Raw genomic sequence first — 24,666 nt, forward strand, 5'->3', positions numbered from 1 at the left:
ACCAAACCCCAACAAAGGGCGGCATTCATGTTCGCTTTGTCTCATGCGGTGTGCCATCCCCACAATCCGTGAAAGAAGGTGTGAACATGGGCAAATGGGTGCGCCACTGGCTTCTTCGTCGCGCCAGCCCCGCTCCCCCGACCTTCCGAAATCACCAAGAGGTTGGCTCACTGCTGGCATCACGGTGGGGATCGTCGTACTTCTTCTTATCCCCATCGGTGCGGCTATGCAGATCGTTTTGACAGCCCAATTTGATGACCGAACAAAGACTCAAGCCATAGTGATGATGGACCCAAGTCGTTTCTGGGGTGATGACGGCGATGTCTTGCAATCAAGAATTGATCACGCTGCTGAACTGTATAAAGCCAACGTGGCTCCAGTCATTATGTTGACGGGTCGCGATCGCGTGACCGAAATCGAACGACGCATGCTGATCGCCAAAGGCGTACCAAATCGCGACATCGTCAATTTCACAACGGGTGTTGACACCCTGGGCTCGCTGCAAATGATTGGTGCAGTCATGAGCGACCTTCATTGGGATTCAGCCACGATCGTCACTGACCCGCCTAACGCTGCACGTGCTTCAGCGATCGCCAGCGGGTTTGGCATTGATGCGCATGTTTCGCCAGCAAAGTCTGGCCCTGGAACAGCAATGACCAGTGACTACGTGGGCCGCGAAACTGCAGCACTCCTGCGCTATTACTTACTCACCCGATGGACGCAACCCCAACTCGTGCACAGCGCCTCGCATTAACCGCCGCTGACTGATAACTCTGCGTGACGCAGCAGTGACAATGCTTTTTCGTCGAGGTCTGGCGTATTGAGCCAACCGTCAGGCAATGATGGGCGCCGACCGCCAGAGGTGCGGCCTCGAGGGCCAGCACCCACCTCAACATTAAATTCTTGATTCGCATCAATCTGCGCAATCAATTCATCAAGTTGATTGAGGTCTTCAACATTGCCCATGGCCAAACGAATGCCCTGCTTGACACTAAATCCCTTGAGGTACCAAGCCATGTGTTTGCGAATATCGCGAATCCCTTTGAATTCGCCGTAGTCCTCGCACAACAGAGTTGCGTGGCGTTTCAGCAATGTGAGCACCTCAGCAAAATTTGGATCACTTGGAATTGGCTCATTGGTGAATGCTGCTGCTAATTGCCCAAAGAGCCATGGGCGCCCAAGACATCCACGACCGACCACAACACCATCAGCACCAGTGGTTTCCATCATGCTCAGCGCATCTTGAGCTGTCCAGATGTCGCCATTACCCAAGACTGGAGTGTTCATTGGTGCAAGGTGCTCTTTCAAACGGGCAATAGCTTCCCAATCTGCTTTACCTGCATACATCTGCTCGGCAGTGCGTGCGTGCAAAGCAACCCAGGTGGCACCTTCTTGTGCAGCTGCAAGACCGGCTTCTAAATAGGTGAGGTGATCGTCATCAATGCCTTTGCGCATTTTCACCGTGACCGGCACTTTGCCATCTGCCGCTTCAACGGCAGCTTTAACGATGGAACGAAATAGATCACGCTTCCAAGGCAACGCACTACCGCCACCCTTGCGCGTGACCTTGGGAACCGGGCACCCGAAGTTCATGTCAATGTGATCCGCACGGTCTTCTTCAATCAAAATGCGCACAGCTGCAGCCATGACCTTGGGATCAACGCCATAAAGCTGAACTGACCGTGGTTTCTCATCTTCCGTAAAGGTGACCATGTCGATGGTTTCGGCATTGCCTTCAACCAACGCGCGTGAAGTCACCATTTCAGAGACATATAAACCAGCACCCGCTTCCCGGCAAAGTTTGCGAAATGCGCGGTTGGTGATGCCTGCCATTGGGGCAAGAACAACCGGGACACTCAGGTCATCCATGGAAAGCACAGGGAGAGTCTGCCAGTGCGGCAAACTAAGGCCAATTCCGATGGAGGGTGGGCATGGCCGAAATGGCGACAGTGTTAATTGGTAAGCGCCGCTGGGTGGCTTTGTGCTTCCTGGCTTTGGGCGTCTCCATGATCATTTTGGACGCAACTGTGGTGAACGTTGCCATCCCAACCATGGTGCGCGACCTTGGCCTTTCGACCAATGATGCCGAGTGGATCAACGCCGCCTACTCCCTGACCTTCGCAGCATTACTCATCCTGTTTGGTCGCATGAGCGACCGCTTCGGGCGACGCCTGATCTTCATGACCGGTGTGATTGTGTTTGTGATCGCCAGTGCTCTTGTAGCACTGGGCATGGGTGCCACCGAAATTATCGGGGCGCGCGCACTTCAAGGTGTTGGCGCCGCAATGATCCTGCCGAGTTCACTTTCGATCATCAATGCGGTATTCATCGGTAAATCGCGCGCTGTGGCCTTCGCCGTATGGGGCGGAACCATCGGTGGCATGGCCGCCCTTGGCCCAGTGGTGGGCGGCTGGCTGACCACCTATGCCACCTGGAACTGGGCATTCTTGATCAACGTACCAATCGGCATCATTGTGCTCGTTGGTGTGCTGATGAGCGTTCCTGAAACCAAGGATCTACTCGCTCGAAAAGGCTTTGACCTTGCCGGCACACTGCTCATCACCCTTGGTCTTGCCGGCATTGTGTTCGCACTCATTGAAGGTCAACGCTACGGCTGGATCAAACCAATCAATACCTTCCATCTGGGCTCTGTGGATTGGCCACTTGAGAATCTTTCAATCGTGTTCGTCGTAGGCATTCTCGGCTTACTCGCACTTGTTGCACTGATCGTCATTGAAAAGAAGAAAGCAGCTGCTGGAAAAATTGTGATTCTTGATCTTCGCCTGTTCAAAATTCGTACTTTCGGTTTCGGCAATGCCGTTGCTCTCGTGGTGAGCCTTGGCGAATTTGGTTTGCTCTTTGCAATTCCGCTCTTCTTGCAAGCTACGCGCGGCTACAACGCACTGCAGACTGGAGTCATCCTCCTGGCACTTGCTGCAGGGTCATTCGTAGCCTCTGGCATGGGCGCTCCTCTTGCCCAACGCATGGGTCCGGTGCGAGTCTTGCAACTTGGCATGTTGCTGGAAGCAGTCGGCATCTTTGGCCTGGGCTTTGTGCTCTCCACAGAAATTACTGGCTGGGGCATGGCGCCATGGCTGTTCATCTACGGCATGGGTGTGGGCTTTGCTACCGCACAACTCACCGGTGTGATTCTTTCTGAAGTTCCCGTTGCTGATTCAGGTCAAGCAAGTGCGGTCCAATCAACTTCCCGTCAGGTTGGCGCAGCGATTGGCACAGCAATCATTGGTACCACGCTGATCCTTGGCCTTGGCAATGTCGCGGTGCAACTTACAGATCGCGGAGTTCCAGCCGCTGAGGCGCAACAAATCAGTGACGCTGTTGCCGGATCAGCTGGTCAGGCAATTCCTGGTTTAGCGTCCTTACCTAACGGCGCTGTGTTGATTGAAGGTGCATCGGCAGGCTTTGCTAGCGCCATCACTTTGGTGGCGTGGGTTGCCGGCATCTTCGTACTGCTTGGTTTTATTACCTCGCTTACGCTGCCCAAAAATGCAGCGCGAGTTGAAACCGAGGGTTACCAACCAGCAAAGGCCCAGTAGCTATTGACTCGTTGAGTTGCGATCAATATCTGGTTCAAGGAATACATAGCGGGCCGTAGGAACTGCGGCGCGAAGCGCTATTTCGGCTTCATCAATGGCCTTAGCTATCTCTTGACCAGTGTCGCCGTGTTTAACCGCAATCTTGGCACCCACAAGCAGCTCATCTGGACCAACGTGAACAGTGCGAAGGTGAATAACACGCTCAACTCCAGGTGAAGATTCCAATGCTGCCCGAATCGCAGCGACTTCTTCTGGGAGAGCTGATTCACCCACGAGCATTGCTGTCATTTCCATGGAAAGGAAGATCGCAATGACAACCAACAGCGAACCGATAGCCATTGCGCCCGCTGCGTCAAATCGACCATCACCAGTAATAACTGCCATGCCAACGCCAAGCAGCGCAAACACGAGGCCAACAAGAGCACCAGCGTCTTCTAGCAAAATTACTGGCAGTTCCGGCTGACGCGCATCTTTCACAAAGCGAAACAGCGAACGCTTTCCCCGCGAATGATTCGCTTCTCGAATTGCAGTTCGGAATGAAAGCGACTCAAGAACAATCGCAACGAGCAGCACAAGAACTGCAATCCACCAGTCTTCAAGACCTTCAGGATGCTGCCATTTATGGATGCCCTCGTAGAGCGAGAAGACGCCACCCACAAGAAACAACACGATCGAAACAATGAAGCCGTAAACATAGCGGCGACGACCATAGCCAAAAGGATGATGAGAATCCGCGGTCTTCTTACTGCGCTTATTGCCCACAAGTAACAAAATTTGATTTCCAGAGTCAGCAATAGAGTGAATGCCTTCTGAGAGCATCGACGAAGAGCCCGTGAAAGCAAAGGCGACGAATTTACTTACTGCAATACCCAGATTTGCTGCAAGCGCTGCAACGACAGCCTTCATGCCACCTTCGGTACTCAACGTTTCTCCTTTTCATACTTGCCATCAGCGATGGCAAGGTGCTACGCCTGAGTCAAGATCGTCGATTGAATGACTGCAACTAAGCCATGTGCTTCAACATCGGCATCTGGATCATGAGCAGACATCACCGCCGCACGTCCGGGCGCAATTGTGATTTCCGCGTCTTCAAACACAATGCTCGATTTACCTTCGATTGCTAACGCAATTCTGTAGGCACCCGTTGGCATGCGCTCTGTGCCTGACTCCAATAACCGCACGACAAACGGTGCATTCACCGGCCAAATGAGATCCCCGATATGCACCCGCATTACCTGCGGATGGAGCTCATCATTAATCGCTTTGAGTGCGTGATCAACAAACACCGGCTTGCTGGTCAATCCAAGGCGCACCACGTTGTCACTTGATGTCATGACTTCAACGCCAATTCCGCGAATGTAACTATGCGGCACTCCTGCGGGTAAGAAAACTGCCTCACCTTTGCTCAATGCCAGATAAGCAAGGAGCGGAGTGATGAGTGCGCCCGCGTCGTTGGCATATTCACCCATCACGGTTTCATATGCACCTACCTGGGATTCATCCAAACCAATTGCTTGCGCTGCTCTGGCAAGGGTTTGCACGATCTCTGAAGTATTCGCCTCAATGAGCAACGGGAGCGCGCCCTTGAAGTTACCTGCAGCTATCTCGGCTTTCGCTGCAGCCAGGTCAAGCCCAGAATTCAAGGATTCAATTGCACACAGGAATGCGATCGACTCATCTTTATCGCGCCATCCAGCGAAGGCTTCAAAATCCTGGAGCGCTATGAGTAATTCGGTCTTCTCAAAAGGATCTGAATACACCCGACGTGGTTCTTCACCACTTTGCTGCTCGGCATATCCAAGAGCCGCGAGCGCTTTATTCGGATGCACTTGAACCGACAATGGCTTTGCTGCAGCCAATAACTTCACCAGAAGTGGGATTGACTCAACATCGAAATGTCGTGCGAGGTCTTCCCCCGTGGTGTGACCTTGGCTATCAACCAGTGGTGACGGCCCGCCTGGGTGGACTCCGTACCAAAGTTCAGCTTGCGGCGCTCCTGTGGCACCGCCAGCCCATCGAGCAAGACCATCGACGATGCCCCAGTCATAGTCTTTGATCGCTCCCCGGACTACCAATGACATGAGTTAGACCTGGCCTGGCTTTACTGCTTCATCCATCAACATGACAGCAATGCCATCACGCACCGGGAATGCCGTGCCACACACCTTGCAGGTCAAAGTCTGAGCTGTTTCATCGGCAACGAGCTCACCATGTGCTTCACACGGGCATGCCAAAATTGCCCAAAGGGCTGGGTCAAGCCCAAGTGGTGCAGTGCTCATCAGTGCCTCGTCTTCTTTGGTGTGTTCTATTTGCGCATCTTGGCGAGTAGCTCATCTCGCAATGAGGCCATTTTCGCTGGATCCTTGGCCTCAACATTAAGCCGCAGAAGGGGCTCAGTGTTACTCGGGCGCACGTTAAACCACCACTCATCGGCTGAAATAGTTAATCCATCCATTTCATCAAAGGTGACACCAGCGAGCTGGGAGTATTCCGCCTTGATTGCGGCGGTGACACCGACCTGATCCTTGACCTCTGTATTGATCTCACCACTCATCGAATAGCGAATGAATGGGGCCAGCATCGATGAAAGTGTGGTTCCTTCCGGGGTATGACCAAGGGCTGCAATGACGTGCAATGCAGCCAACATGCCTGAATCAGCACGCCAGAAGTCTCGGAAGTAGAAGTGACCAGAGTGTTCGCCACCAAAGACTGCATTGGTGTCGGCCATCGTTGCTTTGATGAATGAGTGACCAACGCGCGTTCGTACTGGAGTGCCGCCGTTTTCAATGATCACTTCAGGCACAGCGCGGCTCGTGATCAGGTTATGAATCACTGCCGAGCCAGGTGACTTTGCCAATTCGCGCTGGGCAATGATTGCCGTGATCGTCGACGGGCTGACGAGCTCACCTCGCTCATCAACAACAAAGCAGCGGTCAGCATCGCCATCAAAAGCCAGGCCAAGATCGGCACCGACCTCGATGACCTTGGCTTGCAGATCAACGAGATTTTCTGGATCAATGGGATTGGCTTCATGGTTGGGGAACGTGCCATCAAGTTCATAAAACATTTGAGTGATGGCTAATGGCAAAGCCGGCAGACCTGCAGCATCTTCAAGAACTGCTGGTGCGGTGTATCCACCCATGCCATTTCCCGCATCTACGACAACCTTCAACTGGCGAACTCCGGACACATCGACAAGTTCACGCATGTATTGCGCATACTGGGTCAACATGTCTTCATCTCGCGAAACGCCTTGAGGACCGTCATATGTAGGAACGGCTTCTTGCTCCACCATTTCCTTGATCGCACGTAAGCCTGATTCCTGACCAACGGGTGCGGCACCTGGGCGACACAACTTGATTCCGTTGTATTGCGCTGGGTTGTGGCTCGCAGTGAACATGGCACCGGGCAGATTGAGTTTGCCTGAAGCAAAGTAGAGGCCATCGGTGCTGGCTAAGCCGATCAGAATGACATCCACACCCTGGTCCATCACGCCATTGGCAAAGGATGCAACGAGCTCTGGGCCTGACGGACGCATGTCGTGACCGATGACGACTGCTCCTGGCCCGCCATCGCGTGCAGCAAGCTTGAGTACCGTGACGAAGGCCCCACCGATGGCATAGCAAAGATCGCTATCTAATTGATCTGGGTAGATGCCTCGGACGTCATAGGCCTTGATGACCTGATCTAGGTTGCGCACGCGAGTAAGGCTATCGCTCGGTTACCCGAGTGCCTTGGACCTAGAACTCTTGGTCGGAAGAAACGTCGAACGATGATGGATTGTCGTACGAATCATCGTGAGTGAGCACCCGAAGATGGCCTCGACGGGAAACTTCCACGGTGCCTTGAGGAGCCGGTGGATGGTCAACATCTCCACCTGGGACATAGCGTGGACGAGCTGCTTCACGCACCGCATTTGCCAAGGCTTCAAGATCATCAGAGGTCGGTTTGAGTGCATCGGGATCTGGCGTGATCCGCACGATTTCCCAGCCACGAGGAGCCGTGAGCCGCTCACTATGCATTTGGCATAGGTCATAGCAGTGTGGCTCTGCGTAGGTTGCCAAAGGCCCGAGCACTGCAGTTGAGTCGGCGTAGACGTAGGTCAACGTCGACACAGCGCCACCATTACAGGAGGGTTTTGAACAACGTCGGCGAGCCACACGGGAACGCTAATACCCGCGAACGACATCTGGCCGCAGGACGCGCCGTTCCTACTGACGAACAGGCAGACCTGGGTCTTCATGCGCCATCGGAACCTTCACTTCGGTGTGAAGTGCCTGCCATGGATACCCGGTCACAAGATCGCCATAGCGTGATCGCTCTAAAACTTGATGGGCAACTAAATACGGCTGGCCATTCAAGGGAGTGACCACAATCGTGAACCAAGCAGCTTTGCGCTGCAACGTAATCGGCAACCATTTCACAGACCCTGCAGGAATCGTGATGTCTTGCACTTGCACTGGCGTACTCACCACATCTTTTCCAAGATAAGGCAACAAACTGACCTGCACCTTGGCATCGCCCTTGGGAGCCGTGAGCGCTAAACGCACACTTGTTGCCCCTTGCACTGGCATGCCACTTTCAGCTGCACTGGAAGTTAACAATTGCGCTCCCGCGGCGTACGCGGTGTCATTTTGAACTTTCTTACTGCCATAGAACTGGCGCATACCCGCAACAATCGGCGTATCTGAAGTGAGCTCAAGGGTTGCTGGTTGCCCTTGCGTAACCGATGACATATCCATGCTGATGACCGAATCATTGGGCACAGTGAAGTGATCACGCTCTGCGGGCTGGAAGGTGCCATCTTTGGTCATCACTCGAATCGACACCTGTGCATCTGCGTCACCCGGCGCTGCAATTGCCAATACACGCACTCCCTTGCCAGGGAAGACGCCAGGCACGAACACAGTGGTTGCTGGTGCAGCTGAACGCGGCACCCATTCGGTGCCAACGGACTTCAATCCTGACATCTGATCGTCGTCAACTGACGCACCTATGCGCCCAGTGCGAGCAATCACGTGGATAACCGTTGTTGCCACACCTGGTGCCAACGCATCCAGCGGTACATACATTCGCTTCTTTGGATTGACCACTAATCCACGGCCGCCGGGTGCATCGATGACGCCATTTGGTCCGTAAATCACCAGGTCAATCACAGCGGCGAACGCATCAGGGTTGACCAAGACCACACGCGTTTGGCGACCCGCTACAGCCCCACCTCCGACGAACCAAAAATCCGATGCGGCGTAATCACATGGCGTACTCGCCATGCCTCGACCTTGCCCGCGGGGATCGCGGCTCCACTGGTTAGCAATCAGGCCAGGTGCAAGCGAGCCAGTTCCCACCACGCTAATCGGTGGAAGTTTGCGACCGCGTCCGGCGATTTCCGTTTGCGCACCAGGTGCAGTCAATTTCGCTTTGTCAGAGACCTTGCCCGTCAACGTTGTGACAACAACCCTGCCATCGCCTTGATCTTGACCGGGTTGCCCTGGAACAACTGCGGCAGTCATGCGTGAACCAGCTTGCGCGCCAACGCCTGGTTCAGGGCACAACAACACAGAGGATTGAATTGGCTCCGTTTGAACGGGTACATCAATAACCGCGTTGATCCCAAACTGGCCAACAATGCCAAGACCAACAATGATCGCGACGCTGATCACGGCGATGCGCAGATAGAAAGTCGACGCAATTGGACGTTCGCGAACTTCTTGAACGGCGTCAGACTGCGAGCTTTCTGGATTCAATTCGTCAGTCATGCTTCACCGCCCCTACAGGAAATCCTGCGCCTTCCACATCTGGGTCTACATCTTCAATTCGTCGACTTGGCAACGCGAGTACCACAAGCACGATGAACACAACGAGCTGCAACCACATCCATAACGATCGCGTCGTCTGATCAAAATTCACGCGCACTTGCACAGCATCCTTTGGCACGACAAAGGCTTGCGACCAACTCAGGGCACCCTTTGGAGTCACTGATTCCAGAGCGGTTTCTTCGCCCGTAAGTGGGTTGATCGACACCGCGTTCCATTTGCTGTTTGCCAATTGACCAAGAACGAGTTGTCGATCAGCAAGCCCAACGGTGAGTGTCTGATCGAGATATGGAGTCGTATCAACCCCTACAGCCGCAACCTGCTCAGGTGAGCCACCGATAACCTGCAAGGCACTTGGCACACCATCGGTCAGTAAACGTGCGCGAGTGGTCACACCATCGATTCCCCACAGAACTTCACCGGCTGAGCTTGAAAGGCGACGCAGGCCTGGCTCGCCATCCAGAATGGGAATGAGATCAGTTGATGTTCCACGTGCAAGAAGTACGTACCGCACGCCATAGCCACTTAAGTGAGCAATTTCAGAACCACCGCGGCCTGATGCAAGGGCTGCGACATCTTCATCAAGTGGCAACCACACTTCACCTGGTGGCGCCATCTCAGCATCACCGAGCACAGCTCCTGGACCATTCAGCAGGGTGTACAGCACCTGACCTGAACCTGTTTGCCGCAGCATCAATGTGCGCGGTGCATCTGGGCTCACTGAGTCAGCGGCGACAAATGCAGGAACTGAGCTTGCCGGCGCCTTTTGAAGTTCATCTGCAGCTGTTGGGAACCAGAAAAGACCAGAGGCAATTGGCGTCAGTACCGCAATCACGGTCACAACCACGGCAAGAGGCTGTTCTAGCGAAAAGCTTGCACCATCCATGGTTTGACGCAAGCCATCGGCACCAAGAGCTGCAGCAAGGATGAGCCCAGCGCCCCAAACCAAGGTTGCTGGTCCGGGCCAAGGTCGAATTGCATCCGTTGCACCCGGAGGTGTGACCATCACGATGGTTTGGAAGATGGCAAAGAAGAGACCAACAATGCTCATCGCTACTGCAAGTGCGATTGGAGCAAGGCGATCGCGACGAAGCAATGCAAGCAGACCAGCAACAACCAAACCAGCGGTAATCCAGATAGGTGTCATGCCCGGACCACCGGGATGAATCAACAGCACGGCAACAGGTGAAAGATCTGGATCGCTCAAGCTATGTTCACCCGAGCCAATAAGGAAGCGCACTGGTTGTGCGAACCATTGCAGACTCCATGGCGCCAGCAGCACAACCGGACCAAGAATCGCAATTGCGAGGCGCATCAACAATGGCTTTGCTGCGATGCCTTCACGACGCCAGGTCATAACACCAAGAGCAATAGCAAAGACCAACGCAATGAGCCAGAACAGCGGAATGGCTGCGATCAATACCGACAACAGCAGTGCAGTTCCGGCAGCACGTCGAACCGATGCCTTACTCGTGGCCAGCCGCACACAGGAACGCACCGCAAACGGAAAGGCCATCGCAGCAATCACGGTACCCAGACGTCCAGCTGTCATTGCGCCAGTTACAGGGGGAAGCAATGCGTACATCACCGCGGCCCAAATGCGCACCGGCTTACTTGCAATGACTCCGCGCAAAGTGAAGTACGCAGCCCAGCCGGCAAATCCCAAACCAAGCAACATCACCAGTTGCACAACCAATGCGCTCTTGCCCAGGAATGCGATCGAGGTTGCAAAGATCACCAATAAATAAGGTGGCGCAGATGTAGATGATCCAGGCCCAATGTCATGCCAGCCTTGGGTATACAAATTCCAAAGATCATTTGCGCCATCAGGCGTAGGTAACAAGGCACCGCCCTGCAAGACTCCGTCGCCTAACCACAAGGCGCGCGTGGCAATGATTGAGAACAACATCAAGGCAAGCACCGTGATCACACTTGGGCGCACAAAGATACGGCGTAAGAGTCCACTACTTGAATCATCCAAGTAATCAGAATCATCATCGGTTGGACCAGACTCAACAGCACTGACCGATTGCGACGTTGAGGTGCTCGAGGTCGAGGCAATACCAATGAGAGCCTCTGCTGTCTGCCGCAACTGCCACGCTAATCGCGGACGCAAGGCATTCACTACTGACACAGGCTCAGTTGAGGTTTCGTGAATGCTGTGGCGCGAACGCGCTAAACGCTTTGGATGAAGTGCCACATCGAGCACTGCTTTGACTTCATCATCGGCTGCACTGAAGTCTTTTCCTAGCAAGAACATCAACGCGCGAAGTGCACTACCCAAGAACAAACGGATGGCAATAAACGGACTTGCAACAGCGCTGCTCTGTGCGAGAAGCACATGGACCGCCGCTTCACGATCGGCGCGATGTGGATGCGGGGCAATGTCAGTAACACGGCGACCATGTGCAGATGCTTCGCGATGGTGCAGCACAGCGTTCGTGGCAACCATCACTCGCTCACCTGCGCGATGAGCACGCCAGCAAAGATCGAGATCATCGCGGAACAGCGGAAGTTGCGGATCAAAGCCGTTAAGTCGATCCCAAAGATCACGGCGAATGAGCATTCCTGCTGAACTCACCGCTAATACATCGCGGTCACCGTCATGTTGACCTTGGTCATGTTCGCGGCGCTCTAGTCCAGTAAATCGACGACCCGCGCCGGTGACGCTGAATCCGGCTTCTAACAACAGCCTCTGGTCATGCCACCCAAGAATTTTTGGACCCAAGATGGCAACACTTGGATTGTCATCTGCGGTGTTGAGCAACGCTTCAAGACACGAAGGATCTGGGGCACTGTCGTCATGCAGGAGCCATACCCAGGTAATAAGTTCGCCAGCATCCTGCGAGGCATCAGTGTGCACCGCACCAACATGCGCAAGCCCTGCTGCCACTGCTGCGCCAAATCCAGCACTGAAGTCTTCAACGATAACGCGGTCAGAGCCCAAGGACCTGCGCAACAAGTTCGGGCTGTCATCGGTTGAACCCGTATCAACACCAACAACGGCATCTGCATGCCGAGTTTGGTTGGCCAACGTTGTGAGCACCGCGGGGAGCCAGATCTCACCCTCATGGGAGACGACCACCGAAGTGACGTGGTGGTGACGACGGGGTAATCCAAAACCAGCTTGTGCTTCATCATCACTGAACCACTGGGACCAAGCTTGGTCTTCTGTTTGAGTTTCAGCTGACTCTTCTACAACGATTAAGGCATCGTCGGACGCTTCAAAGATTTCTGCAGGCTCATCGAGCCCAATAACTTCCAGCTCGTCTAACTCGCGCTCAGACGAGCCACCCTGCGCTACTTGCGCCGAATCCTGCTGATCTGCCTGTTCTGGCTCGTCGAATTCAGGCTGCACTAGATCACTCTAGATGGCGCGCTTCTTTAGGCGTCGACGCTCCCGCTCTGAGAGGCCGCCCCAAATGCCGAAACGCTCGTCTTGCTCAAGTGCATACTCAAGGCAGTCTGTGCGTACATCGCAGCTCAAGCAGACGCGCTTGGCCTCGCGAGTGCTGCCACCCTTTTCTGGGAAGAATGCTTCTGGATCAGTCTGAGCACACAGTGCTTGTTCCTGCCACGCCAGTTCCTCGACGTCGGACAGCGGAAGCAATGTAAGGCTTCCAGTGTTGCTGTCGGTCACGTGTTGGACCCCCTCGACCCTTATAGAGATGAAAACGTTTGTCTTGAGCCCGTATTACATCGGTGTTATTTACCATTCGTCAACTTCGAATAGGACAAATCGACCCTTGTTTTCAAGAAATTAACCTGACACGCCGTAAACGGGTCAAAAAAGTCCACTTTGAGGGGGACGTGAGGGAAAAGAACAGCACTTGGCAGGATGCACCCATGACTTCTGCCCCCGCCCGCGTGACCGTCCTTTCGGGTGGAATCGGTGGCGCTCGCTTTCTTGTTGGACTGCTCGCCCACCTTCGCCAGGTGAACCCTGACGGCCAGGGTGGCACGCTCACTGCGGTCACGGTCATCGGCAATACCGGCGATGACATCTGGGTTCATGGCGTGCGGGTCTGCCCCGATCTGGACACCGTGATGTACACCCTGGGCGACGGGATTAGTAAGGAGCGCGGCTGGGGCCGCGAGGGCGAAACCTTCTCCGCCAAAGAAGAGCTCGCCGCCTATGGCGTGGAGCCAACCTGGTTTGGTCTTGGCGATAAGGATCTGGCTACCCACCTCATTCGCACCCAGTCCCTGCAGTCAGGGTTCACCCTCACCGAGGTCACCGCAGCCCTATGCGACCGCTGGCAGCCAGGAGTGACCTTGCTGCCCATGAGTAATGAACGAGCCGAGACCCACGTGGTCGTTGACACCCCAGAAGAGGGCCGTCGAGCGATTCATTTCCAGGAGTGGTGGATTCGTTACCGCGCTTCGCTGCCAGCACAGGGCTTCGTGATGGTCGGTATCGATGAAGCAAAGCCTGCTCCTGGAGTCCTTGAGGCCATTCATGACACCGACCTGGTGATCTTGCCGCCAAGTAACCCAGTGGTGTCTGTTGGCGCGATCCTTCAGGTCCCTGGCATCGCTGAGGCCATTCGCACCACTAAGGCTCCCGTAGTGGGCCTATCCCCCATCGTTGGCGATGCTCCTGTGCGAGGTATGGCTGATGCATGCCTCACCGCACTTGATATCGAAACAACCGCTACAGCGGTCGCCCTTCACTACGGAGCCCGCAGCAACGGCGGCTTCATTGATGCCTGGCTCGTTGATACCCAAGATGCCATAAGTGTTGCAGCAATTGAAGAATCAGGGATTCGCGCTCGCGCTATCCCACTTATGATGACCGATGTTGATGCAACTGCAGCCATGGCGGCGCAAGCAATCGACTTCGCCTCTATTTAAGGAAGCCATGCAGGTTGTTGCAGTGCCGGGGATTCCCCGCATTGATCACTCCAGCAATCTGACGCAATTGATTTGCGATGCCACGTTGCAATGGCCTGATGGTTCCCATTCCCTGAAAGACGGTGACGTCGTAGTCATCACCAGCAAAATTGTTTCTAAAGTCGAAGGCAATGTTGTTGCCTCAGACAATCGTGATGAGCTCATCGATCAGGAATCCGTGCGCACTCTTGCCACAAAACATCATGCCCGTGGCACCACTCGTATTGTTGAAACGCACCATGGCTTAGTGATGGCTGCCGCTGGCATTGATGCCAGCAACGTAGACGCTGGCACGGTTGTGCTACTTCCAAAAGATCCTGATGCATCAGCACGACGCATCCGTCAAGAACTTCAAGACCTCACTGGCAAACGACTTGGCGTCATCATCACCGACACCATGGGTCGAGCTTGGAGAAATGGTCTTACTGACAATGCCATTGGTATTGCTGGGCTTTTAGCCCTTGACGATCACACCGGCAAGCAAGATCAGTTTGGTCGAACCCTTGAAATGACTGTGATTGCAATCGCTGACGAGATCGCGAGCGCGGCCGACTTAGTTAAAGGCAAGTCGGTGGGTAATCCTGTTGCCGTAGTGCGCGGCATGGATCAGTTCGTTACGGACGAAGACGGCTCTGGCGCAGCACCACTCATTCGTGCACGCGAAGAAGATCTCTTCTGGCTTGGCACCGCTGAAGCAATTCAAGAAGGTCACAAAACTGCTGTTGCGAATCGACGCACGGTACGCAGCTTCACTGATGCGCACGTGAGCGATGTAATTATTCACGAAGCGATCGCTGCTGCCATCACAGCGCCTGCGCCTCACCACTCAACTCCGTGGCGTTTCCTTGTTTTGAGAAATGAACCAAAACGAGAACTACTGCTTGATGCAATGCGTGAAAAATGGATTGCTGACCTCAAAGCATCTGATCAGTTCGATGAAGCATCAATAAGTAAACGCCTCGCACGTGGTAACATCCTGCGCACCGCACCCGTCATCGTGATTCCGTTCATTGACATGGCAGAAGGCGCTCATACCTACCCAGACGATGCTCGCAATGCTGCCGAGCGCGACATGTTCATGGTCGCAGGTGGAGCTGCAGTCGAAAACATGTTGGTGTCACTGGCTGCTCACGATGTCGGCTCTGCCTGGATTGGCTCCACAATTTTCTGCCCTGACACCGTTCGCTCAGTCCTCGGATTACCTGACTCACTACAACCACTTGGCGCTATCGCAATTGGTCATGCAGAATCCCCTGCCAAGGATCGCGAACCTCGTGACCCCGCAGATTTTATTCTTGAATAATCACGAGCGATCGCTGGAAAAACGAATTGCCGTGTCACCCAACTGTGCTCCCGGCCACACGCGTGCACCGGCAGTCAGCTCGTTGTGCGCACCGATCACAGCACCGTCACCAATCACTGCGCCATCAATAATTGCGTGCGCACCAACCACTGCACTCTCACCAATGATGCTGTTGGTGATGCGTGCACTTTCGTGAATCACTGCGTTGTCGAACACAACGGAACCATTCACGACTGCATCGTTTGCAACTGATGCATTGCGACCAATAACTGATCCACCATGCACATTCGCTGATACATCAATGCGTGCACCATCGAGCGCTAAGAAATCTCCCGTTGCAGGAACTGCAGGTGATGGTGCATGCCCGAGCACGAGATCTTTTGAACCTTGCACGAATGCAAGTGGTGTTCCTAAGTCGAGCCAGTAACCGGGATCGACAACACCGGTAACCAATGCACCAGCTGCGAGAAGCCCAGGAAAAGTTTCGCGTTCAACAGAGACAACTCGACCTGCGGGAATTTGATCAATCACTGAACGCTTGAACACATAGCAACCTGCATTGATGTTGTTCGTGACGATCTCTTCCGGTGTCGTCGGCTTTTCTAGGAAGGCAGTGACGCGTCCGTCTTGATCTGTCGGAACCAAACCAAAGGCACGTGGATCTTCAACAGGAGTCAGATAGATAGTGACGTCACTGTTGGTGCGCAGATGGTGAGCAACCAGACCTTCGATATCCAAGCCGGAAAGCACGTCGCCGTTGAAGATCAGCACAGGTTCATCTGGGCCGCTAGTCAGGTGCTCGGCAGCAAAGCGGATCGCTCCCCCGGTGCCCAGAGCCTCAGGCTCGGTCGCAATGACAACCTCTATTCCCAGATCACTGGCATCGATGAATTCCTTGAAGACCTCGGCCTTGTAGCTAGTGCCCAGAATGATGCGGGTGACTCCAGCATCCCGAGCCCGGGTGATCTGGTGCACGGTGAAAGGAACGCCAGCCACCGGCAACATGGGCTTTGGGGTGTTAATCGTGAGGGGGCGAAGTCGGGTGCCCTGCCCACCTACGAGGAGTACTGCTTCAGTCATTCGGCAACTGTGCCATACGTATCGGGCCCCGCTCGGGAACCACTAAGTTCGCGCCTATGGCAAGGCAATTTGATGGCGCACTTTGGCCGCTCCTCAATCAGCGGGTTCGCAGCTTTTCTGGTCAGCCATTTTTGACCTCACTCGACTCTGATGGCATGCGCACCGAACTTTCTGGGGTGACCGTGCTCAATGCCGTCGCCAAGAACGCCGGCGCCTTGGTTGACGAAGGCGACCTTGAGCCTGGATCAACCATTGCCATGCATTTGCCTTGGCACTGGCAGCGCATCACTTGGACGCTCGCTGCATGGACGATCGGCGCTGTTGTGGTTCCTTTTGGCGATGTCACTTCATCGGACTTAGTGATCACTGATCGAGCTACCGCTTCGACTCTTCCCGACGCCGACGAACCTTGGGTGGTCTCACTCCATCCACTTGGGCTGGTTGAAGCCGGCCTACCATCAACCGTCGTTGATGCAACTGGACTTTCGCGCATGCAACCAGATGCGTTGCTCGTCGCACCGGCCGCCGGAGACGGGATGGCTTTGATTCTGGGTGAGACTTCCTATTCGCGTATTGATTCACTTCAGTGGGTTGCATCTTCGCTGCCCGATTCATCAGATCGCGTTCTTATCAACGCGCCTACAGTGGATTCATTAGGCGCTTGGTTGATCCCAACGCTGTTCCCGCTCCTTGGATCGGGTGCAGTAGTGATGAGCGATGCTGTTGATACAGCAGCAATTGCTCTACAAGAAGGCATTACTCAGGTCTGGCAGTAATCACTTTCGGATTTTTACAAGGCCTGACGTACTCGCCGCAACTTCTGCACCGTTCTTCAGCACCACAACGCGGTACTCATATTCAGCGCCCGCTGGCACAGCTTTTTTAATAGTAAAACTAAAACGGCCATTGCTCTTAGTCGTGGTGGTTGCCTTGACTTCCCAAGCGCCGTTGACCTTCATCTGACGCTGCACAGTTAATCCACCGGCAGCAGGAACCACCTTGCCCTTGAATTTCAACGAAGATCCAGCCTTTGGCTTCAAGGTCGGGCCGATCTTCATCGTGATCGTTGCACTTGCCGCGGGAGCCATAGTCGTCGCGGGAACAGGCGGGGTGGAAGTACTCGCGGCAGGAGTTGGTGTGATCGCCGGAGCACCTGGAACTGCCTGACCATTAATCGCATTGACATACGTTGACTTCAAACCAAGCCTTGCGCGCATCACTTCACCGGTGATTGTGCGCGTTGATCCATCTTGCAAGGTTCCAGCAAGCGTGCGCACGCTGCCTGAAGGCAGACGTTCTGCGACTTCAACTTTCCACACACCTGGAACACCGAAGGCTGACGCCATTGCAGCCTGCGGCACGTTCACTGTCCAGCTGGCATTTGGATTATCTGGACCAAGTGACCAGTGGTCGTCAACGTTGACTGAATATGGAAGAGCTCCGCCCCACACATCCTTTGTTGTATTGGTGACGCCACCAGATGATGATGAATAAAAGGCGCTAATCGGTGCACCGTTGTAGGTCGCAGCGATGCCTGTGGTTTCAGAACCAAAAGTGCTATTCACTGCAGCTACCCAGCGATCACCCTTAGGTGCAGTTGCTTTTGCCCAACCCACGAAAACCTGATCGTTAAACGGACCATCGCCATCATCGATATGGCAATTACAAGCCTTCTTTTCTCCTGCGTTGAACTTGGCGAGAGCGTACGAACGTGCAGCAATTACTTGAGCCTGCATTGCTGCCTCGGGCCACGAGCTGGAAACTTCCGCAATGCCATAGAGGTATTCATCATGCAAACGAAGCTGATTCACAACATTGAGACGCGTGCCCGTTGAGTTCGTCGCCGCAACAACATCGAGTTTTCCAAAACGGTAACGATGCCCTGCGGTGGTAAATGAACCATTTGGTCCGATCACATTCAAAGCTGTTGCTGGTCCAGTAGCTGATCCAGAATCTCGGTTGCCCGCCCACTTCACTGTTGCTTGCGCAGCAGTACCTAGGTCTGAAGTTTGACCACCTGTGGTGCGTTGAACGTTTACAGCGTTGCCAGCAACATTGAACGTGAACACGTCACTTGGCGAGCCGGTGACAACATTGCCGCCCACCGTGACCTCAATTTGGCCACCGCCAGCTTCAAGGGATTCAGCACGAACCTTGGTTTGAGCAACACGATAGAAAAGATTGACGCGAAGTTCCATGTCATCTTGCACTGGCGCAACAGCAGTGTTTGGGAAGTAATGCGAAACAATTTGGGTTGCATTACTTCCCTCCTTCGCCATCCCATAGGCGCCCCATTGCGACATTCCAATGCCATGGCCGTAACCAGCTCCTGTGAGCGAGAAAGTGTCAGGAGGGCCACATGGATCAATTGGCGAACCTGGTGCCGTTGTGATGACACCTGTTCCAGTCCATGGATAAATCGAATCCGCGCCGCTTGTTCCAGTCAGATTAAAACTGTAGGTGCCGGGAGGAACTGCATTGCCAGCGTTGTCCTTCAAATCCCAGTTGACTGCGAGGGCTCCCGGCGCGGTCTGTGCACCGGTGAGAGTTCGAACAACCGCTCCACAGCGTGAAGAAATATTTACTGTCCACGTCAATGGCGCATTGGTCGTGGTGTTCAAAACCAATGGCTGATTGGCTCCCCAAGCAACAGCAGGGCCAACAGCCGGGTTGATTGCTGTGACACCCATCTTTGCTGTCGTTGCGGCACGAATCGCAGGGAGTTGTGGTATAAGGAACTTGCCAGGACAAGCTGTGCTGCCAATATCTCGATGACCACCAATCACGAGGGCATTAGCAACCTGACCCGCGCGATATTTCGAGGTTCCCGCTGATGAATCAGAGGTGAGCTGTGTAGACCCGTTTGGATCGCGATGGTTCAGCGCTAACTTCCACGCAAAGAGTTGCGCAACTGCGTCGTCAATCGCATTCATTTGATCTGGTGCAGGCGAAGCCGATTGGAAGTTGCCGAGAGCTGAAACCGCAAACGTGTCTTGATTGAAGCCAGCAGTGTGGCCACCGACAACTGCTTGATCCATTCCACCAGCACGGCCTTCATAGAGTCGACCAAAACGGTCAACGATGAAGTTGTACGCCATATCTGAATAGCGAAGACTCTTGGTGAAGTAGGCGTAGAGATTGCGCACCTGCTGAGCTGCCTGTTCAGGTGTGTAGTTATTTGTTGTCACTGTGTGATGCAGGAATCCCGCTTTAATTGTTCCTGCGTAGGTTGCAGACCCTCGACGCAAACTTTCGTCCGCACCCCACTGCGCACGAGTGATGATGTTTGGCATTGGTGCGCTGACCGTTCCAGCTTCAACCGATGCAATTGGATCATTGCTCGCTTGAGATTCAGGAAGATTGCCATCAGCACTCGTTACTGGGTTATCAAGCAACACCACCTGAGTGTTTGCTGGTTCGACACCACTTGGCGTATCCATGCGCACTTGAACGCCATCTGCTTCAGCGGTCAGGAGCGGCTCTGTTCCGTATCGCGCACTGGCAGCTTCCAATGAATTTGGATCTGGTCGGTGATCTGAGATCGCCAACTTTTCCCACGATCCCCAGTTACCATCTTCACGAACACGAACGAGCACACGTGAGTCTGGGTCAATAGGTGTATCAGCAGTCACTGCCACCAAGCCAAAGTTTTCAGTCTCGAGAGTTGTTGTAGCAATAGCTGGAGTGAGATCTGTTGCTTCCTCAGCACTCACAGCATGGGCATGGTCTTTGTGCGCTAGGCCCAAGGACTGAACCGATGCACCACCTGACCAAGATGCCATTGCAACGGCTGATTCGGTGATCCCCACTTCATCGATTCCTGTAACTGAGATGGACTGCTCAGTTGGGGTAACAGCACTGCGATCCAGGCTCGGCAAGCTCGTAACAGGCAACACAAACCCCGCCACCCCGATACAAGAGGTGGTGACCCAAACGATGGGACGACGAGCAAATGCTCGAAACGTCATACGGGTCCTTTCGGGGAAGAAGGGGACGAATACCTACGGTGCCATGGACAAGGCAGTGGACTCAATCAGCACACGCCATATGAGGCCTAACTGTTACCTAGGTCTCCCCTACGGGAACCTCACAGGGCAACACGCCGTCTGAGCATTCGTGAGGAGCCACTTGGCGACTTACGATGGCTATTCACCCCCTGTGAGAAGGACGTTCATGGCAAACTCGCGCCGACGCTGGCCGCGCATCATTGCTGCCTTGGCAGCTGGCATCGTGCTGGTCACCACCGTCATCGGTGCAGGCGTGAACCACCTCATGGGAAACCTCCAGGGAAACATCAAGAGCTTGGACGTCTCAAGCCAGCTCGATGGTTCCACTAGTTCCCCAGAAACCGCCGGCTTGGTCTATGACGCCGATGGCAACACCAAACCGCTCAATGTGCTGCTGATGGGAACAGATACCCGAACCGGCAAGGGCAATCAGGGGTACGGCAAAAAAGGAATGAACTACGGAGAGCGCTCCGACACCACCATTCTTTTACACGTGAGCGCTGACCGTTCAAATGCCATCGCTGTGAGCATCCCTCGAGACACCTTGACTCATATTCCAACATGTGAAAACAGCAAAGGCCAAACAGTCGGCAACAAGACAGCGAAATTCAACGATGCCTATTCCATCGGCGGACCTGCGTGCACGATTAAAACGGTCAACGAACTCACGGGTATGGACATCACAAACTTTGTGAAGATTGACTTTGGCGGCTTCAAGAAAATTGTGAACGCCGTTGGCGGCGTGGAAATCTGCCTCACTGAACCTGTAAAGGATCGACAGAGCGGCTTGAATCTTCCTGCAGGAAAGCAAACAGTTACTGGAGAAGAAGCGTTAGCGTTCGTGCGCATTCGCCACAACATTGGTGACGGATCAGATACGTCTCGTATTCGTCGTCAGCAAGCTTTTATCTCTTCCCTTTCCCGCAAGGTGCTTTCAAGCGGGACCTTGCTGAATCCAGCTTCTGTGATCGGTCTTCTCGACGCTGCAACCCAAGCGATCACTGCTGATCCACAAATGGCAGACCTCAAGCAACTGCAAGAGCTTGTGCTTTCCATGAAGGACATCAATCCGAAAAACCTCACATTTTTGACCATGCCTTGGAAGCCAGCTGGTGACGGCGCTAACGTGTTGGAAAATAAGAAGAAAGCACGCCCAGTGTGGAAAGCAATGCGCGAAGACACTGCGTATCCACCAAAGCCAACCAATGGGCAACCAACACTTTCTACTGCGCCGAGCGGTATCTACGTTGACGTGTTTAACGGCACTACCACTCCAGGACTTGCCCGCAAGGTTGCCAAGCAACTCAAGGCTCAGGGCTACCGCGTGCAAAATGTCGGCAATGCCAAAGCTCCGGTAACCGCAACAGTTGTGCAGTACAGCCCGCGCTGGGACACCAGTGCCAAGACGTTGGTGTGGGCTTCCACTGCGAAGGCAGATCCAACGGGTAATGGCCAACGGATGACTCTCACCATTGGACCTGACTTCACAGCGATCAAGCCGGTGATCATCAGCGCTGCTGCCGGAGACGTGTATTCGAAGTTGAATACCGGTGACGAATCCTTCTGCGCTTCTTAATCGCGCTAAATCACCGGTGGGCGGCCAGCTTTAGTCATTGCCCACACTGTTTTCCATTGCATCTTTTTGCGTCCCATAGGTCGGTGCTTGATACCTTCCCCAAGACCTGCGAACCAAGACTTCAATGCGGCCTTGTCATGCACGCGCAATAACGTCATACCCACCCAAGTGCCAACATAAAACGGCTCAATCACCAGAGGAAGATTGCGACGTGCTAGCCATACGCGATTGCGTGCATTGAGTCGGTAGTAGACATCGTGCCGAGCAGGGTCAATCACTGGGTGATGCACCACAAGATCACCGGCGTACCAAGGAGTAAAGCCTTCATCCCACACTCGCCACACTAGGTCGATACCTTCGTGCGCGTAAAAGAATTCATCAGGCCAGCCGCCGATGCGATCAAAGAGATCGCGCCGCATCGCAACAGCACCTTCCCATAGTGCTGTTGCTGGGCCTGGTGTTGCGTGGTCACCAACCCGCAAGCGAGGAACCCAACGGCCCGGTGCTTCAAGTCCTGTTGGATCAACAACTCTCGGTTGAATCAACCCCAACTTTGGGTCCGCAGCAAAACGTTGCGCAACCGTCGCCAGGAATTGTGGATCAGCAAGGGATGCGTCGTCATCGAGGAAGAACAGCAAGTCACCTGAAACCTGATCTACGCCAGCATTTCGCCCTGCAGGAATACCAATGTTCTCTGGCAACCCGTGCGCTTTGATACCAGTTGGAAGATCACTGGGTTGCCACCCATTACCAACAACAACAATGTCCAGATCAACACCTTGTTGATCAAGAAGTGACTGCAGGCCACGAGCGAGATCTTCTGGGCGCTTGCCCATGGTGAGGACGACTACGCCATAGGTCGGAACACTCATCGCAATTTGCTCGAGGTCAGAATCGATGCAAGGTGCCCAACGATCGTGATGACACCAAAACCAAGAAGAGCAATGAGGAGCACTCTTGTAGCACCAAGGTCGCCAATGAAGAGGTCGATAATTCCGGCAATCAAAATCAGAATCGTTAACTCAACCGAGTGATAGGCGCGCTGGAACGGGAAGAACTTCGCAAGTGAACGAAGGTTGCGAACACCGCTGTGTGTTGGAACTCCGACCTCGGCTTTGTCAACGAGCTTAGGAAGATCGTTGTATGCGCGAGATACATGCACCATGTCATTCAGCGCCTTGTTATAAAGAATGATGACAGCAAGAAGGGCACCGAGGAATGGCCAAATGGAATCAAGCCAGCCTTCGTTGGGAAAGCCTGCAGCACGTAAACCCAATGCGATCGGAATTAGTCCCTCAGTTGTGTAATGACCAACACGGTCAATGAACACACCCATAGGGGATGACTTGCGGCGCCAACGGGCCACTTCGCCATCGCAGCAATCCCACAGCATTTGCATCTGACCCAGGAAGACAGCCAACAGCGGGCCCCAGATGCCAGGAATCAATAAAGCCAAGGCGGCTGATGCACCCGTTGCCACCATGAGCCAGGTGACTTGATTCGCCGTGATTGGGGTTTTCAACAGTTGCTTGGTCAGGTAAGGCGAAATATCACGTAAATAGACATCGGCAACCCAATGTTCTGAGTTCGTGCGGCCGCGAATTGCTGGTGGCTGACACACCTCACGGATCTGGGCCACCGTTGGGTGTGTAGGGCGCGGCTGATCGGTCACGCCGTTACGATAGGTCACTCCTCGTCAGTAGCACCAAGCCCACTCCGGAGATGCGCCACATGAATACTCAAGCAGTGATCTTGGCCGCTGGAATGGGCACTCGGCTAGGTAAGCCGTGGCCTAAGCCACTCACTCCCCTAGCTGATGGCCGCACGATCATGGGCCAGCAGATGGACAACCTGCAAAAGGCTTTTGGTGAGGATCTTCGTGTGCTCACGGTCGTGGGATTCAAACTCGACATGATCCTGGAAGCCTTTCCAAACGTCACCTACGCCTACAACGAGAACTTTGATCAAACCAATACGAACAGATCACTGCTTAAGGCGCTTCGCCTGGCTTCCGATGGCGGCGTGATTTGGCTCAATGGCGATGTGGTGTTCGATCCTGCGGTTCTTGAACGTTGTAAGCCGATGATGGACGCTGATCAGTCCTTCGTGTGTGTCAATACTTCTGCTGTAGCGGACGAAGAAGTGAAGTACACCGTGAATGCCGATGGTTTCATTGATGCACTTTCTAAAACAGTGAGTCCTGCCCTTGGTGAAGCAGTTGGTATTAACTTCATCGCAGCCAAAGACCGCGCAACCTTCATACGCGGTTTGGAATCATGCGAAGACGGTGACTACTTCGAGCGTGGTCTTGAAATTGCGATTGATCGCGATCGCTTACAGGTTAAGCCGCTGGACATCACTGATCTCTTTGCCGTTGAAGTGGACTTCGAAGAAGATCTCTCACGCGCAAATTTGCACCTTTAAACTGCTGCACATC

20 protein-coding genes and 2 pseudogenes are annotated in these 24,666 nt (G+C 54.0%); 7 read left to right on the plus strand and 15 right to left on the minus strand.

The genetic code is table 11. The features are described 5' to 3' along the window. Positions 1–94: 94 nt before the first annotated feature. Positions 95–754, plus strand: a complete 660-nt coding sequence (locus tag PHN51_02740; GenBank protein ID MDD2817698.1) for a YdcF family protein — start codon at positions 95–97, stop codon at positions 752–754. Here PHN51_02740 and dusB read toward each other — a convergent pair. Continuing rightward, positions 751–1,869: a tRNA dihydrouridine synthase DusB gene (dusB, locus tag PHN51_02745; GenBank protein MDD2817699.1), complete on the minus strand. Its 1,119-nt coding sequence runs from the start codon at positions 1,867–1,869 to the stop codon at positions 751–753. The two genes, PHN51_02740 and dusB, sit on opposite strands and share 4 nt — an antisense overlap. Positions 1,870–1,931: 62 nt before the next feature. Between dusB and PHN51_02750 the strand changes: the two genes are divergently transcribed. Further along, a complete protein-coding gene (locus PHN51_02750) occupies positions 1,932–3,557 on the plus strand; it encodes a DHA2 family efflux MFS transporter permease subunit (protein ID MDD2817700.1) in 1,626 nt (541 codons plus the stop codon). Here the strand turns inward: PHN51_02750 and PHN51_02755 are convergent, their stop codons facing one another. From PHN51_02755 to PHN51_02790, 8 genes are read right to left on the minus strand one after another with little or no spacing between them, the layout of a single operon-like run. Then, positions 3,558–4,481, minus strand: a complete 924-nt coding sequence (locus PHN51_02755; protein ID MDD2817701.1) for a cation diffusion facilitator family transporter — start codon at positions 4,479–4,481, stop codon at positions 3,558–3,560. It abuts the gene before it with no gap. Positions 4,482–4,522: 41 nt separating this feature from the next. After that, complete coding sequence (gene manA, locus PHN51_02760) at positions 4,523–5,638, minus strand: mannose-6-phosphate isomerase, class I (protein MDD2817702.1); 1,116 nt, start codon at positions 5,636–5,638, stop codon at positions 4,523–4,525. Between the two features lie 3 nt (positions 5,639–5,641). Then, positions 5,642–5,836, minus strand: a complete 195-nt coding sequence (locus PHN51_02765) for a Trm112 family protein (GenBank protein MDD2817703.1) — start codon at positions 5,834–5,836, stop codon at positions 5,642–5,644. A 26-nt stretch (positions 5,837–5,862) separates the two neighbouring features. Continuing rightward, entirely contained in the window at positions 5,863–7,257 is a 1,395-nt protein-coding gene (locus tag PHN51_02770; protein MDD2817704.1) for a phosphomannomutase/phosphoglucomutase, read from the minus strand. 40 nt (positions 7,258–7,297) lie between these two features. After that, positions 7,298–7,717 (minus strand): DUF3499 domain-containing protein, encoded by a 420-nt coding sequence (locus PHN51_02775; protein MDD2817705.1) that lies wholly within the window; start codon positions 7,715–7,717, stop codon positions 7,298–7,300. A gap of 51 nt (positions 7,718–7,768) precedes the next feature. Next, positions 7,769–9,313 (minus strand): DUF5719 family protein, encoded by a 1,545-nt coding sequence (locus PHN51_02780; GenBank protein MDD2817706.1) that lies wholly within the window; start codon positions 9,311–9,313, stop codon positions 7,769–7,771. Continuing rightward, positions 9,306–12,728, minus strand: a complete 3,423-nt coding sequence (locus PHN51_02785) for a glycosyltransferase (GenBank protein MDD2817707.1) — start codon at positions 12,726–12,728, stop codon at positions 9,306–9,308. The genes PHN51_02780 and PHN51_02785 overlap by 8 nt, the downstream gene beginning before the upstream one ends. 9 nt (positions 12,729–12,737) lie before the next feature. After that, a complete protein-coding gene (locus tag PHN51_02790; GenBank protein ID MDD2817708.1) occupies positions 12,738–12,953 on the minus strand; it encodes a WhiB family transcriptional regulator in 216 nt (71 codons plus the stop codon). 263 nt (positions 12,954–13,216) lie between these two features. Here PHN51_02790 and cofD point away from each other — a divergent pair, with 263 nt between their 5' ends. Both cofD and PHN51_02800 read left to right on the plus strand, forming a co-directional pair. After that, the gene (gene cofD / locus PHN51_02795; protein MDD2817709.1) at positions 13,217–14,224 is read left to right on the plus strand and encodes a 2-phospho-L-lactate transferase; all 1,008 of its coding nucleotides are present in this window, start codon (positions 13,217–13,219) and stop codon (positions 14,222–14,224) included. Then, complete coding sequence (locus tag PHN51_02800; GenBank protein ID MDD2817710.1) at positions 14,169–15,566, plus strand: coenzyme F420-0:L-glutamate ligase; 1,398 nt, start codon at positions 14,169–14,171, stop codon at positions 15,564–15,566. Before cofD ends, PHN51_02800 begins: the two co-directional genes overlap by 56 nt. Here the strand turns inward: PHN51_02800 and PHN51_02805 are convergent, their stop codons facing one another. Further along, positions 15,567–16,646 carry an NDP-sugar synthase gene (locus PHN51_02805; GenBank protein MDD2817711.1) on the minus strand — a complete coding sequence of 360 codons (1,080 nt, stop codon included), beginning with the start codon at positions 16,644–16,646 and terminating at the stop codon, positions 15,567–15,569. 56 nt (positions 16,647–16,702) lie between these two features. On the opposite strand from PHN51_02805, the gene PHN51_02810 reads away from it, so the two are divergent. Beyond that, a complete protein-coding gene (locus tag PHN51_02810) occupies positions 16,703–17,422 on the plus strand; it encodes a TIGR03089 family protein (GenBank protein ID MDD2817712.1) in 720 nt (239 codons plus the stop codon). Here PHN51_02810 and PHN51_02815 read toward each other — a convergent pair whose 3' ends face one another. From PHN51_02815 to PHN51_02825, 3 genes and pseudogenes are all read right to left on the minus strand, one after another. Continuing rightward, positions 17,423–18,844 (minus strand): SpoIID/LytB domain-containing protein, encoded by a 1,422-nt coding sequence (locus PHN51_02815; GenBank protein ID MDD2817713.1) that lies wholly within the window; start codon positions 18,842–18,844, stop codon positions 17,423–17,425. Between the two features lie 33 nt (positions 18,845–18,877). Continuing rightward, a pseudogene (locus PHN51_02820) lies at positions 18,878–18,982 on the minus strand (stage II sporulation protein D). A 105-nt stretch (positions 18,983–19,087) separates the two neighbouring features. After that, positions 19,088–19,939, minus strand: a pseudogene (locus PHN51_02825) (N-acetylmuramoyl-L-alanine amidase). Between the two features lie 880 nt (positions 19,940–20,819). Between PHN51_02825 and PHN51_02830 the strand changes: the two are divergent. Next, positions 20,820–22,229 carry an LCP family protein gene (locus PHN51_02830; protein ID MDD2817714.1) on the plus strand — a complete coding sequence of 470 codons (1,410 nt, stop codon included), beginning with the start codon at positions 20,820–20,822 and terminating at the stop codon, positions 22,227–22,229. 5 nt (positions 22,230–22,234) lie between these two features. Here PHN51_02830 and PHN51_02835 read toward each other — a convergent pair whose 3' ends face one another. Together PHN51_02835 and PHN51_02840 are read right to left on the minus strand one after the other, a co-directional pair. Further along, entirely contained in the window at positions 22,235–23,101 is an 867-nt protein-coding gene (locus PHN51_02835) for a glycosyltransferase (GenBank protein MDD2817715.1), read from the minus strand. After that, a complete protein-coding gene (locus PHN51_02840; GenBank protein ID MDD2817716.1) occupies positions 23,098–23,901 on the minus strand; it encodes a CDP-alcohol phosphatidyltransferase family protein in 804 nt (267 codons plus the stop codon). The genes PHN51_02835 and PHN51_02840 overlap by 4 nt, the downstream gene beginning before the upstream one ends. A 59-nt stretch (positions 23,902–23,960) precedes the next feature. On the opposite strand from PHN51_02840, the gene PHN51_02845 reads away from it, so the two are divergent. Next, a complete protein-coding gene (locus PHN51_02845) occupies positions 23,961–24,653 on the plus strand; it encodes a phosphocholine cytidylyltransferase family protein (protein MDD2817717.1) in 693 nt (230 codons plus the stop codon). Positions 24,654–24,666 lie beyond the last annotated feature (13 nt).

The organism is Candidatus Nanopelagicales bacterium (assembly GCA_028687755.1).
GTDB lineage: Bacteria > Actinomycetota > Actinomycetes > S36-B12 > S36-B12 > UBA11398.

Coding starts and splice junctions, on each gene's coding strand:
- manA (MDD2817702.1), bottom strand. CDS start 5,638: ATGTCATTGGTAGTCCGGGGAGCGATCAAAGACTATGACTGGGGCATC.
- PHN51_02845 (MDD2817717.1), top strand. CDS start 23,961: ATGAATACTCAAGCAGTGATCTTGGCCGCTGGAATGGGCACTCGGCTA.
- PHN51_02815 (MDD2817713.1), bottom strand. CDS start 18,844: ATGGAACTTCGCGTCAATCTTTTCTATCGTGTTGCTCAAACCAAGGTT.
- PHN51_02800 (MDD2817710.1), top strand. CDS start 14,169: ATGTTGATGCAACTGCAGCCATGGCGGCGCAAGCAATCGACTTCGCCT.
- PHN51_02830 (MDD2817714.1), top strand. CDS start 20,820: ATGGCAAACTCGCGCCGACGCTGGCCGCGCATCATTGCTGCCTTGGCA.
- PHN51_02740 (MDD2817698.1), top strand. CDS start 95: ATGGGTGCGCCACTGGCTTCTTCGTCGCGCCAGCCCCGCTCCCCCGAC.
- PHN51_02835 (MDD2817715.1), bottom strand. CDS start 23,101: ATGAGTGTTCCGACCTATGGCGTAGTCGTCCTCACCATGGGCAAGCGC.
- cofD (MDD2817709.1), top strand. CDS start 13,217: ATGACTTCTGCCCCCGCCCGCGTGACCGTCCTTTCGGGTGGAATCGGT.
- PHN51_02780 (MDD2817706.1), bottom strand. CDS start 9,313: ATGACTGACGAATTGAATCCAGAAAGCTCGCAGTCTGACGCCGTTCAA.
- dusB (MDD2817699.1), bottom strand. CDS start 1,869: ATGGATGACCTGAGTGTCCCGGTTGTTCTTGCCCCAATGGCAGGCATC.
- PHN51_02810 (MDD2817712.1), top strand. CDS start 16,703: ATGGCAAGGCAATTTGATGGCGCACTTTGGCCGCTCCTCAATCAGCGG.
- PHN51_02765 (MDD2817703.1), bottom strand. CDS start 5,836: ATGAGCACTGCACCACTTGGGCTTGACCCAGCCCTTTGGGCAATTTTG.
- PHN51_02750 (MDD2817700.1), top strand. CDS start 1,932: ATGGCCGAAATGGCGACAGTGTTAATTGGTAAGCGCCGCTGGGTGGCT.
- PHN51_02805 (MDD2817711.1), bottom strand. CDS start 16,646: ATGACTGAAGCAGTACTCCTCGTAGGTGGGCAGGGCACCCGACTTCGC.